The sequence below is a fragment of the Streptomyces sp. CNQ329 genome, assembly GCF_000482585.1.
In genome coordinates, this window is sequence record NZ_AXVU01000011.1 from 141,231 (window position 1) to 154,280 (window position 13,050).

The following is a 13,050-nucleotide window of genomic DNA, read 5'->3' on the forward strand; positions in this document are numbered from 1 at the left end:
CGCTTACTGACCTTACGGTTCATCCCGTCGTCCTCGTCTCCGCTGCCGCGCCACCATCGGCCGCGAACGGGCCCGGTGGAAGCTGGGTGCTGGTGAAAGGGGTTTCGAGCCCCAGCGCCGTTGGGGGCAGCGCCGGGCGGAGTTCGATCTCAGGTGTCTTCGGGGACGTCGGTGACGACGTCCGGCCAACCGAGCGCAAGGTGGGCGATCTGGCCCGCGGTCAGGTCTCCCTGGAAGACCCACACGTCATCGACCGCCCCGGGCCAGTACCCGCCCCACGTGCCGGCCGTCTTGCTGCGGCCGATCTGCAGGGACTCGCCGGCCCGGAAGGTCAACACGTCCTGCGCCCAGGAAAGGCGGTCGGTGCAGGCGGGGTCGTCGGCTTCGCCGTTCCCGTCGTCGTCGGCGCAGGCCACTTCCTCCAGTTCACCGTTGACGTACAGCCGGGCCTCCTTGGAGAGCCCGTCGTAGACCAGGGCGAGGTGGTTCCAGTCCCGTACGTCCCAGAACTGCTCGTTCTTCACACGCACCACGCCTGCCGCGTCGCTGTCGGCCCCGGGCAGTGCTATCTCCCAGTTCCCCGCGCTGGTTGACGGATCCGGGGCGGGTACGTAGCGGACCGCGAAGGCGCTTTGCCTGCTTCCGGTGGCGCTGATCAGGGCCGCGGCGTCGTCCGGCAGGGCAGCGGCCTGAGCCCAGGCTGTGACCGTGTAACTCCCGCTGGTGTCCACCGGCACCCCGGAGGTGGCCGCGTACGCGTCGACTCCGTCCAGTTCCATCGCGCCTGAGTCGACCCAGCCGGAGCCGATTGCGGCGCCGCCGTAGAGGGTCATGTCGTTGCCCCCGGGTGAGTCGTCCGCAGTAGCCGGAGGCGTTGCGCCGTTGGTGCCTTCGAGCTTCCAGCGGCTCTTGACCAGCGGGCGCTGCTTGTAGAGCTGCTGGACTTCGGCCGGGGAGATGGGGCGGTCGAAGAGGCGGATGTCGTCGATGGTGCCGGGGAAGTGGCTCTTGAGGGTGTTGTTGACGGAGACGGCGCCGACGTACATGGAGCCGGCGGCGTAGAAGGCGTCCACGAGGGTGGTGGAGCCGGCTTTCTTGCCGTTGATGTACAGGGTGAGGGTGTTGGCTGTGGTGTCGTGGACGCCGACGAGGTGTGCCCAGGTGCCCGCGTACGCGTCTCCCGGCTGGTCGGCCATGGCCCGGATGATCGGCGCGCCGGGGGTGTCGGATGCGTACTGGTTGAAGACCCAGCGGTCGTAGGCGGCGGAGTAGTAGAGCTCGAAGCCCAGGGCGAACTCGCCTGCCTGCGCGACGACGGTCGCCTGGCGGTCGGGTTTGGCGTCGAGTTTCGCCCAGGCGGAGACGGCGAAGGACCGTTCGCTGTTGATGTGCGGTCCCGAGGTCTGTCCGATACGGGCGTAGCCGTCGGTGCCGTTGAACTTCGTGGCCTTGCCCGCCACGCCGGGCACGCCGGTGGTCACGCCGCCGTGGTAGCGGGCGGGGAGCACGCCGCCGCGGCCGGAGACCTCGGTGGCGCCGGTCGGTTCGTCGAGTTCGAAGACGGCGATGGCAGGGCGGCCGGGGTCGCCGATGGGCTGCTTGGCGTAGAGCTTGTCGACCTCGTCCTGCGCGATGCGCTTGTCGAAGATCTGGACCTTGTCGAGGGTGCCGGGGAAGAAGTCCCTGGCCACCCCGCTGCCCGAACCGGCGCCCAGTTGCAGGCCACGGCGCGCGTTCCAGGTACTGACGAAGGGAGTCTCGCCGACGAGGGTGCCGTTGACGAACAACTGCAGCTTGTCCTCCACGGAGTCGTACGAGCCGACCAAATGGGTCCACGTGCCCGTCTGGACGCCACCCGGGTTCGGCGCCATGGCCCGGGAGACGGTGGCGTCGGGGGTGTCGGCGGAGAAGCCGTTGAAAATCCAGCGGTCATGGACGGCGGCGTAGTGCAGCGCGAAACCCATCCGCTCGTTACCCGGCTGCGAAGCGACCACCGCCGCGCCGGCCGTCGGCTTGGCATCCAGCTTCACCCACGCCGAGACCGTGAAGCCGCCGGTGTTGTTGACCGGGGACAGATCGGTGGCCGCGTAGGCGTCGGTGCCGTTGAGCCCGAGCGCGGTGCCGTCGGTCCCGGCGGCACCGGTGGCCGCACCGCCCTTGAGGGCAAGGGCCCGCGCCGGCGTGGAGCCCTCGGCCTGCGTGGCACCGGCCGGCTCGTCGAGCTGCCACGTCGCACGATCCGGCTGCCCGGCCTTGACGCGGAACTGGTAGGTGCGGGTCTCGCTGTTGTTCCCGGCCGTATCGAAGGACTGGATGGTGAAGAAGTTCAGGCCCGGCCTCGTCGGGAGGATCTTGATGTCCTTCGCCGCGCCGCCGGAGGTGGACACCTGGTTCGCGGGAAGGGGGTCACTGTTGATGCCGTAGCGGTACCGGTTCACATCCGCATCGGGCGAGTCCACGGTGAAGGTGCCGTACTGACCCACCCCGTCCAGCCACGGATCGTTCGGGTCTTCGGGGTTGGACTCCGGATACTCGCCGGAGGTCACCGAGGGCGCCTCGGGCTCCTTGGTGTCGTAGACGAAGTAACAGGCAGTCTTCGTATCACCCGAGTACGACCACGGCGACCACTGCGCCCCGTCATAGGCGCGCGCGTACCAATGCACCGTCTTGTCGGCCGGAATCCCGGTGGGCAACGCGATGCTGAAGGTGGAGTTCGAAGGCCGGCTGCCGGTCCTGGGCGGCGTCCAACTGCCACCGTCCCACTTGGCCTGGAACTGCACGGAGACATTGTCACCGTCGGGATCGGTCACGTCGTTGGCGTAGATCGTGCTGAGCTTACGGACGCGCGCCTTCTCGTCAGGTCGCTTGCACACCCCGCCGAACTTCATCGTCAGTTGCGCCATCTTGATCTGCGGCGGCGGACGGTTGTACTGCACCCTCAGGAACGCCTTGTCCGAGAACCGCTTCCACGCGTACTTGTCGTCCTCGCTCGCCGCACGCAACCCGAAGGTCATCGTCGACCACTTCTTGTTCGCCGCCTCCTGCACCCCCGCACGAATCCCGAACTCCGCATCCTTCCCAGCACAGCCCTCGTAACCGTAGGCGAACGATCGCGTGTCCAGCTTGTCGAGCCAGAACCCGGAACCCGCATCCTGGCTGTTCCACGTGGTCGACGAGCTGATGCCCTTGGTCCGCCACAGCTCCACTCCGCGCGGAGCAAGAGGCGGACCAGACATTGCGTACGACGAACTCCGCCGACAGGATCGACTTGCCCGCGAACCGGGACGTCGGAATGCGGTAGAAGACGCGCTTGGTGTCGTGTGGCGCGCAGTAGTCCCAGCCGCAGTAGCCCATCCCGGCGTTATTCTCACCGTTGAACTTCCACTGCGGCGACGACGCCCAGTACTTCGAGGCAAACGTCCACGCCGACGCCCGCGGCGAGTACCACTGCGGGTCGATGAACACCGGATAGACCGTGTCCGCACCCTTCAGCACCTGAGGATCCGGAGTCAGCACCAACTGGTCGGGCGCCTGGGCGACCTGGACGTCGACCGGCGCCAGCTTGCCCGACTCCCCAGCCGCCGGCTCACCCGCCGGTTCGCCGCCGGCCGCGCTCCTGGCGCCTGCGGTGGTGCCGCCGCTGGAGTCCCACATGACCGGCTGCGGTGCCTCGAACACCGCACCCCCGGCTCCGGCATCGACCGCTTCAAGGCCACCGGCCGCGGTCTCACGCACAGACATCCCCGTCGCACCCAGGTGCAGCCGAAGCTCCGCCAGCTCCGGATTCTGCGCCGCCTCGACGGACTTGACCACCAGCAGTTGCGTGAAGCCGTCAGCCTGCACCCCCATGCGCAGATCGACCCCCGGCAACACCTCCGGATAGACAGCCGCATCCCCCTCCAGCCGCGGCTGCGGCAACTCACCCGGCCACGACAGCGACAACTCCCGCCCGGCCCTCGACATCCGGACCAACGGCGCCGTTCCACCACCGGAGAACTCCATCCCCACCGTGGTCGCACCCGGCGCCACCATGCCGCCGCCAGCCGGGGCGAGCTGGGTATCGATGGCCTTCCACTCGCCGCCCACACGGGTCCGAACAGGCCGCAATTACTCGCGCGCCTCCAAGTTCCCATCAGGAGTGGCGAACACCTCGCTGCTCTCCCCGCGCAGCGAGGCGATCTCCACCGGCTCACCGGTACGTTCCGCCCGCGCCGCCGCCTGCTCCTCGGTAGCCGCGGCCGCGGTGTCCGCCGCCGCCGCGCTTCCCTGGGCATCCGACGCCGCCGAGGGCGCGCGCGTGTCGCCGGGAACCGTGCTCGCTTCCACGACGGGTGCCGTGCCCAGGAGCAGCGCCGTGCCCAACCCCGCCGTCAACCACGCCCGATATCGCCGCCAGCGCCCACGCATCACCACAGAGCCCCACCCCTGAGACAACAGAACGTAACTTCGCGCTAACTTAACGGGATGAGCACGGGTGGACTAGACCTTCCTAACGAGCAAACCCCGTAATTCACCCACGCCTCCCGTGACTAACATCACACCAATTGCCTCATCAGGCAAAGGTTTTTCAGAAAGAACGGAAGATATTAGCTGAACACCGGTCAAGACAGAACAGTTTGCCTGATATACGGTCACACACGTCTCCCTCAACCGCCCCCTGTTCACTCCGGATCCACGGGCCGGGCGCGAGCCCGCTCTTGGCCCCCGGCGCTCGGCCGCGGGGGAGTCCGGCCACAGCCCGTTCCGCATGATCGTTTGGCATCGACCCCAGGAGACGGGAGCGAGGTGGCCGTACACGTCGACCGTGGCCTTGATCGACTTTGGCCGAGCCAGCGGGACACCTCGCGGACCGAAACGCCGCGGGCCAGGACCGTCGACACGAAAGAGCCGCAAACCGTGATACGCCGACAGCTGGGCCGCCTCAGCCAAAGCGCCCGGACCACGATCCTTCAGAGGCCGGTTCGTGAGCCCAGGAATCGCCCGCCATACCCCCACGGGTATCTTCTGGATCCAGCAGAAATCCAGCGGCCGGGAACCCCCGACCGGATTCAACCATCCAACCGCACCCGACCTGACCTGCACAAACAGGTAGCCCAATACGATGGCATCGCCCCTTCAACGTTCCAGTCGAATTCCACCACGTTCGAACACGAAACGTGCCCTGACCTGCACGCATACAGGTCGGGATGAGGTTGTTCGAAAGATTCACACGTTGAAGCGGAACACCAAATGCACAGTTTTGGCCTGCGGAAACGCCGGAGAGCGGGGCTGGATCCAGCCAAGATCCAGCCGCTGGAAATAAGCTGAACAATGACCTGTTCACGCTGGATCGACGGGCCCGTCGAGGGCGCAGCCTCCTACTCGACCCAGTCCAGCAGGCATCCGTTAATTCATAATCGGCTCAGGCTGACGGCTGGCGCCTCACGAAGATCACGCGCTGTGACCACCTCGGGAACGGGAAATTTCATTCTCGATCGCCGCGATTACCCTATCGCCCCTGGTTTCTCGGTGGAGCCATGAAGACAGGCGACTCTTCTCCACAGCAAGGGAATGCACTGACCAACCCTCCCGGCTGTAGATTTTCAAACCGCCGTAGCCCACCTGCATTGTGAGAATCTCCGCGAGTGGAATATCCGCCTTATACCCAAAATTCATTGCAATCACGCGTCGTGACGTAAGAGACAACGAGGTGGACATACAGTACATCCCGGACGCCACTCCAACTGCCGCAGCGAACACCAAAGCCAGCCAGTCCGTTACCGAATCAAGACTGTCAACTGCGAGCTGGGAAGCAATGAACAGGAATGCCGCACAGAGCAGCCCCGCGACCACTCGGAGAATTGCCGGCGGACGCCAAACGATCAGCGCAGGTTCCTTATGATCGCGAAACAAGCTAGCCTCCATCGAACACCAACCGAGTGCCATATACGTGGTACCGCACCCCAGTTTCCCGTACGCCGAGGCCAGCACCCAGGAAGTGCGGAAATGTTCACGTTCCAGTTCCCGTTGCTAGCGCCACAGCGTCAAGAACTGAAATCACAGAAAACAGTAGAAAAATTCCGCCGCCCAGGAATCGAACCAGCCGCGGACTGGCCATCCCCGTCCTTCCAAACATTACTGCATCCATGATGTCATAGAAGCGTTGAGCCGCTCCCCTGAGGTCCAACATCAAGGCAGCACCCATCAAGGCAAGAATCACGGTAGGAAGGATCTGCCCCATTAAGGTTTCACCATCCCTACCAACTAGGTACCGCGGACGGTTTCACAGGCCGATTCGCTCCGATGGAATTTGCGTCCGCCTGCCGGAACACCCGCTTCACGAAATCCGCCCACAATTCTCGCCTATTCGGACACAGGCCAGCCGCAATTTCGCCCCAGTGGCGTCGAGCTTCCTGCGAGAGGAACTATATTTCATCTCCCGAGGTGAGCAATCCGCAGCTAAAGGGCCAGATTTGGATTTCCTCATATAACCCCGAGCACGATAAGAACCAGCCCAACCAATCCTGCAAGAATTGCCATGGCAAGGAACAGGTCCGCGCCAAAACTATGCCTCAGGATCTGCTTCTCCATCCTAGGCGTATTGGACGGCGACTTGGGCGGACTTGAGAGCATGGCGCGAATTTGACTTGCCGCCCGCTGGGAAGTGCCGAAGCGTATATCAATGAGCGATCCGCCAAAGCAGAAGGGCCGGATCTCGTCGCCATGAACTGTGCTGATCAAGAGACCCCCACGTGGATCACCGACCACCTCTCTCACGGACTCATTTGGAATGCTGCACAGACCAAAGACCCCGACCACCACGATGGATTCATGTGTCAAGATCACCCTGCTTGTTCCGTAACGACGGCAGAAGGAGCTGATCGCTGCAATCACCGCCGTAAAGAATATCGCGTCGCGATAATTTCCGTGCTTATATATTCCGGACACCGCCGCCGAAATACCCACCGCCCAGATGGCCATCACACTGGCCCAGCCCAAGATTTTCCACGAACGACGCTGCAGGATACGCTGGCTGATCCCTGCACCCTCTTTCCCGTATTCGAGGACACGCACTAACACCCCTCCCCGCTTAGAGCGCTCGCACTGCCAGCACCGCAGAAACGCAGGGTCAGGTCCTGCTGCTCACAGAATATCAATTAGAGAAGCAGGAATTCCATAGCACGCATACGCAAGAAAATGCCGCCCCAATCAACCTATCAAAGGCGAACGGCGAGAAGAAGGAAGTCTTGACCGGCCTAGGTTTCACCCTTTTAAGGATGCGTGCATTTCGTTCATGAATACGCCGAGGCGCCCCCCCGGGGTCAACAATCAGGGCAAACCCGATGAACCCCAATAGAAGACTGATCGGCAATGACACCCATCCGTTCGCCGCCCTTTCGGCACTTTGTTGCATCATCGCCATAGAACTCGATCACCCGAGACCACAGAAGCGCGACATCAACTCTTTCAGACCTTGCCGTTGCCGAATCCATTCCTGGCGACTTCATCAGCAGCTTTCACCCCAAGCGCAGCCAAAGAATCCCAATATTCAGCGACATCAAATTCCCGCCAGGGATTAGCCTGAAAATACCTCGATAAACCCCTCGATCGCGGCAACTGCAACGAATAGCGCCCCAATTCCCATGAAGCCCCATCCTACAGCCTTATTAATCATCCTTTGCGCCTTCTTGTCACGTGCTGCGGCCACGAAGCGACTGGCCACGTTGCGAACATCGAAGGCAATGGTGACACCCAAACCAACACAAAAGAAGCCTGCAAATAGCGGACCGAGTAGACCCCAGCCACTTACCTGACTCCCGTTGACAGCCAAGGCTGCGCAGTAATTTTGCATTCTATGGCAGAGCTCCTACGCACCAACTACTTCTCACCATATGCCAATTAACCGGTCGGCCCCACCCATCGCAAACCGTCCGATAGATCCCAAGCCCAGCCACCCAGCGTGGGCCCCTGGGCTGCGACACCCAATCCTCCAGCCCAGCCATAATTGTAGTAATTTCCGCCGGAGGTACGTTGACCCCAGCCGGAGGTTCCTCCATACCAACCGTCTGCGGCGGTAACGCTGGCCATCTGAGTCTTCTGATCGCTGACCTCCGCCGTATTCCAATTGACGGTTGCACCCAGAAATGCTCCACCCTTTCCCTTCACTAGCGCCCTTGAACCCTTCGGCGTGTCGACCGTGACGCCACCGCTATACGTGAAGGAGAAGGTACCACCCTGGAAGTTGGCATTGGCACACGCCATGAAGCAGGCGCTGATTCCGACATTTACATGCTTCCATCCCTCGGAAGCCATATAACGACCCACTGGCGCGATCAATCTAATACCCGCTTTGGTTTCGGCGGGGAGGGGCAGTGCGTTGAGGATCGACGTCAATCTGTCTTGCTTTTCACGACGCGCTATGGCCTCCTGCCTGGCTTTGGCTTTTGCGGCGGCGAGGAGTTGGTCGCGTTTCATGCTGTCGAGGCGGTAGCGCTCTTCCTGGGCTCGGGCTTGCTGTGCGCGGGTTTGGGCCCAGTAGGAGTTGAAGCTGCGGGTGTTGTGGCGGACGAGGGCGCGGTATTTGCTGGTGACGTAGCCCCGGCTGTTGGTGTAGCCCTGTTTGCGGTACCAGCTTTTGCGGACCTTGTTGTTGCCGTAGCCGTGTTTGGTGACCTCGTCGTAGAGCATCTCACCGGTGGGGTCGGATGCGGTGACGGGGGTGTTGTTGGCGTAGGTGTAGGCGTTGGCCTGGAGGGGGTTGGCGGGGTCGAGGAGGGGGTCGGGGGAGATGAAGGCGCCGAGGGTGGGGTCGTATTCGCGGGCGCCTATGTGGGTGAGGCCGGTGTCGTCGAGGGTGCCGCCGACGAAGCCCTTGGTGCCTGGGAAGTCGGGCTCGGTGCCGGCGCTGGTGGTCGGGCGGGGGGCGCCGAAGGGGAGTTGCTTGCGGCGGATGATGGCCTGGCCGACGGCGAGGGAGACGGCGAGCATGGCGGTGCCCTGGTGGTCGGAGACCAGGAAGTGCATCGGGCTGCCCGGGGTGCGGACGGCGACGGTTTCGCCGTCGTGGGCGTAGTAGCGGGTGCCGGTGACGCTGCCGTCGGGGTTGAGGTGGAGTTCGTTGCCTTCGGGCAGGTAGAGGGTGGCGGTGTTGTCGCTGGTCGTGGCCAGTAGGCGGTTGCCGTCGGTGTCGTAGACGTAGTCGGTGGAGGTGCCCGCTTCGGTGGCGGTGGCGAGGTGGCCTTCGTCGTCCCAGGTGTACGTCTGGTCGGCGGTGCCGCCGCTGCGGGCGGTCATGTTGCCGGTGGCGTCGTAGTCGAGGGTTTCGCTGGTGCCGTTTGCGGTGCCGCCGGTGGTGTCGATCTGGGTGGTGCTGTGGGGGCGGGGCTGGCCGGGGTCGGGTTGGGTGTAGGTGCGGGTGACGTCCTGGTCGGTGGCGGTGCCGGCGACGGCGTGCTGGGTTTCGGTGGTGCGGTTGCCGATGGCGTCGTAGGTGTAGGAGTGCCAGTACGCTTCGGGGCCGCCGCCGACGCTTGCGGGGGCGGGTTCGTTCGCGCAGGTCTCGGCGGTGGTGGTCCACGCGTCGGTCAGGCGGCGCAGTGCGTCGGTGGCGTAGCACTGGCGGTCGGTGGTCTGCTGCGCGTCCTGGCCGCTGGTGGTGGTCTGAGAGGTGATGTTGCCGGCGTCGTCACGGGTGTAGCGCACGTCGTCCAGGCGCTGGGGTGCGGTGGTGCGGTCGGTGACCTGGCGGGTGAGGTCGCCGGTGTGCTCGTCGTATTCGTGCGTGCGGTAGAGCTTGCGGTCGTCGGAGCCGTACTCGGTGCGGACGGGGCGGGCGAAGCTGTCGTAGGAGACCTGGGAGACCAGGGCGACGCCGCCGCTGCTGGTGGTGGTGGGCAGCCCGAGGGAGTTGTATTCGGTCGCCGTCCGCTCGCTCGGCAGCCCGCCGACGCCGGGCTGGCTGATCGAGGTGCGCTTGCCGGTCTCGGGGTCGTAGGTGTAGCCGATGCGGTAGATGCCGGCCAGGGCCCCGGGGGCGTCGGGGACGCTGACGGTGGTGGCGGTGGGCTGGATGCGGGCGTTGTAGCCCTCGACCGCGGTGGTGTAGCGGTTGCCGTCGTGGATGCGGGTGGTGGAGGTGAGTTGTCCCTTGGCGAGGGTGTCGTAGACCCACTCGGTACGGGGCTGCTCGCCCTTCTTGACGGCGGTGGGCCGGCCGAGGTCGTCGTAGCTGGTGGTCAGCGTGATGCCGCGGGCGTCGGTGAGGGTGGCGGGCTGGTCGGCGGTGTTGAACGTGGTGGTGGAGGTGCCCTTGTCGGGGTCCTTCGCCTCGGTCACGTTGCCGCGGGCGTCGCGGGTCCAGGTCCAGACGTTGCCCGCGGGGTCGGTCATCTTCGCCAACTGGTCGTGCTCGTCGTAGGCGTAGGCCGTGGACTGGTGGGTGGTGCGGGCGGCGTTGGTGTACTGGCGGCGCTCGACTGTGTTGCCACGTGCGTCGGTGAGGTCGGTGGTGGCGGTGCCGCCGTCGGGCGGGATGACGGTGGTCTGGTCGGCGCTGTAGCTACTGGTGGTGCGCTTGGTCTCGTCGCCGAACTGGCGGGAGATGGCGGCGGTGACGCGGCCGGATCCGTCGTGGATGTTCTCGGTCATGTTCGGCACGGTGTTGTCGGCTGCCTTGACGAGGCTCGCGGACGGATCACCGTTGGCGTGGTAGGCGTGGTAGAGCTTGGTTTCCAGGCCGCGGGTGTCGTACAGCGTCTCGGTGATGACGCGGCCGCCGCCGGGTGCGGGGGTTTGCGTCTCGCGTTCGCGCAGCAGGCCGTCGTAGAGGGTGTAAGCGGTGGTGTAGGTGCCGTCCGGCTGGATGGTCTTGGTGGCGATGGCCGCCGGCGCGGTCTTGGAGACGGTGTAGCTGTACTGGACGGACGGAGCTGACGGGTAGTCCGCCTTGGCCCAGCCCGGCTGCCACACCTTGACCAGCCGCCCGAGGGCGTCGTAGTCGGCGTCGGTGCGCGCGCCCGCCGGGTCGATGGTGGTGGTGGGGATACCGCGGCGGGCATCGATCTCGGTGGTCTGCGTGTGGCCGAGCGGGTTGGTCACCACCGTCTTGGTGGGCGCGGCGCCGGTGGCAGGTGTGTACGCGGTGGTGGTGGTCTTGTTGCGGGCGTCGGTCTGGGTGAGCGGGCGGCCGTGCGTGTCGAAGGTGGCGGTGGCGACGGTCTGGGTGCCGGTGCCGGCCTTGTCCTGCTCGTCGACCCGCGTGATGTTGCCCTTGGTCGGGCCCTGCCCGAGGGTGGTGGATCCGTCGTAGTACGTGCGCTTGAGGGACACGAGGTCCTTCGGCAGCGTCGCAGTCGCGTCGCACGTGGTGGCGACGGTCTTCTCCTCGGCGATGGTCTCGATGATGTTCGCGCCGGTGGCGCGGGCGTAGGAGGTGGTGGTGCAGCGCTCGTCCCCGGCCTTGCTCGTGTCACCGGTCTCGGAGGCTGTCTTGACCATGCCGTACGAGTCGAAGGTGGCTTCGGTGCTGGTTCGGCGCCAGGCGCCGTCCTTCTTCAGCTCGCGCGTGCCTTCGGTTTTGACGCCGGTGTAGTGGGCGCTCTGTTCGGGCAGGCCGTCGCGGGCGTGGGTGGCGGTGGCCGCGGAGCGCCACGGGGTGTAGGCGGTGGCTTCGATGATGCTGCCGCCGTCGCGCCCGTAGCCGATCTCCTCGCGGACCATGCCTGCGAACGCTTCGCGGTCGGTGACGTTGTTGCCCTCGGAGTCGGCGACGTCCGCGCCGTCGATGCCGCGGAAGTAGCGGGTCTCGGCGAGCGACTTCGTCTCGCTGCCGGCACCGACGCGGGTACGGACACGGGAGTAGCCGCGGCGTTCGGAGTAGGTGCGGTGCTTGGCCTTGGTCAGCTCGTCGGTGTCCTTGGCCCAGGCCAGGCCGTCCAGAAACTCGTACGAGGTGGTCTTCACCGGTGCGCCGCCGACGTCGTCCGATTCCAAGACCTGGGTGGCGACATAGGTGTGGAACCAGTCGCGGTAGGGCTCGAAGTCCGGGGCGGGCGCGTCCGGGGGTGACCAGTACACGGGGTAGCAGCGCTTGGTGTTGGTGGCTGGATCGGGCAGGCTGCCGGCGGTGCAGTCCTCGGGTGAGTAGGTGACGCCGATGGTGCTGCCGGTCTCGGTCTTGATGCCGTAGACGCGGTAGCGGTTCAGCGGGGGTACCGCGTCGACGGCTTTCTCCACGCGGTTCTTCAGCATCTGCCCGGAGAAGGTGACTGCGGGAAGGGAGATGTCGCTGCCGCCGGTGTGGCCGGTGCGCTGGATGGACTTCAGCCACAGCGCCGGTTCTGAGCCGTCGCCGGTGGTGGGGAAGCTGTGGTCCAGCTTCCAGGAATCGACGGGCCTGTAGGCGCCGTCGACGCGCACCTTGGTGGTGACACCGGTCAGGCGTTTACGGGAGAAGAACGACGGCGAGTACGTCTTGCACTCCTGCCCCGAGCCGCACAACTGGTCGTACGGGACGTCGGGCCAGTGTTTGGCGTTGGCGGTGTTCAGCTTGCTCGCTGAGCAGTCGAAGGTGTCGGTGGGCAGACAGCGTTCCGCCACCGTGAAGTCGACGCGGGCCTGGGCGCCGTTGGCGGCGTAGAGCGCGTCGCCGTCCAGGCCGTAGTCGATGCGCTCCAGGTGGCCGCCGCGGTTGAAGCGGGTGTACGTGGCATTGCCGGTGGCGTCGTTGACGTTCAGCCCGTAGTGGTTGTGCTCCTTGCCCCAGTAGTACGTCAGTGCCTGACCGTGCGGATCGATGACGTAGTCGAGGTTCCAGCGCCACGCCTGCTGGCACCAGGAGTCCTTGAACGCGGTGGCATGGCACGGCTCCCCGGAGTGGTTGCCGAAGACCGGAACCGTCCACACCGACTGCGTCCTGGCGTCGCCATCCTGCCAGCCGGGCAGCCGGTGGGTGCCGAAGTAGTAGCGCACCCCGTCGGGGGCGGTGACCCGCCAGTACTCGTTGTTGTTGTCACCGTTGGCCCGCTTCGACGAGGACATCAACTCGACCCGGGTGCCGTCGTCGTCCTTGAA

The 13,050-nt window shown here is 65.2% G+C and carries 8 protein-coding genes; all 8 read right to left on the reverse strand.

Annotated features, from left to right (window positions below):
• Positions 1–149 precede the first annotated feature (149 nt).
• On the reverse strand, positions 150–2,903 hold the full coding sequence (locus I003_RS31895) for a LamG domain-containing protein (protein ID WP_486584169.1): 2,754 nt from the start codon (positions 2,901–2,903) through the stop codon (positions 150–152).
• Positions 2,857–4,086, reverse strand: coding sequence for a hypothetical protein (locus I003_RS36830; RefSeq protein WP_486584166.1), 1,230 nt, complete (start codon positions 4,084–4,086; stop codon positions 2,857–2,859). Before I003_RS36830 ends, I003_RS31895 begins: the two co-directional genes overlap by 47 nt.
• Positions 4,087–4,107: 21 nt before the next feature.
• Positions 4,108–4,374: a hypothetical protein gene (locus I003_RS34675; RefSeq protein ID WP_158688956.1), complete on the reverse strand. Its 267-nt coding sequence runs from the start codon at positions 4,372–4,374 to the stop codon at positions 4,108–4,110.
• A gap of 1,056 nt (positions 4,375–5,430) precedes the next feature.
• Positions 5,431–5,892 (reverse strand): hypothetical protein, encoded by a 462-nt coding sequence (locus I003_RS35995; RefSeq protein ID WP_158688957.1) that lies wholly within the window; start codon positions 5,890–5,892, stop codon positions 5,431–5,433.
• Positions 5,893–5,989: 97 nt separating this feature from the next.
• Positions 5,990–6,220 (reverse strand): hypothetical protein, encoded by a 231-nt coding sequence (locus I003_RS36000; RefSeq protein WP_158688958.1) that lies wholly within the window; start codon positions 6,218–6,220, stop codon positions 5,990–5,992.
• A gap of 242 nt (positions 6,221–6,462) precedes the next feature.
• Entirely contained in the window at positions 6,463–7,053 is a 591-nt protein-coding gene (locus I003_RS36005) for a hypothetical protein (protein WP_158688959.1), read from the reverse strand.
• A 502-nt stretch (positions 7,054–7,555) separates the two neighbouring features.
• The gene (locus I003_RS36010) at positions 7,556–7,810 is read right to left on the reverse strand and encodes a hypothetical protein (protein ID WP_158688960.1); all 255 of its coding nucleotides are present in this window, start codon (positions 7,808–7,810) and stop codon (positions 7,556–7,558) included.
• A 68-nt stretch (positions 7,811–7,878) separates the two neighbouring features.
• Positions 7,879–13,017 (reverse strand): RHS repeat domain-containing protein, encoded by a 5,139-nt coding sequence (locus tag I003_RS31900; protein WP_486584167.1) that lies wholly within the window; start codon positions 13,015–13,017, stop codon positions 7,879–7,881.
• Between the last annotated feature and the right edge of the window lie 33 nt (positions 13,018–13,050).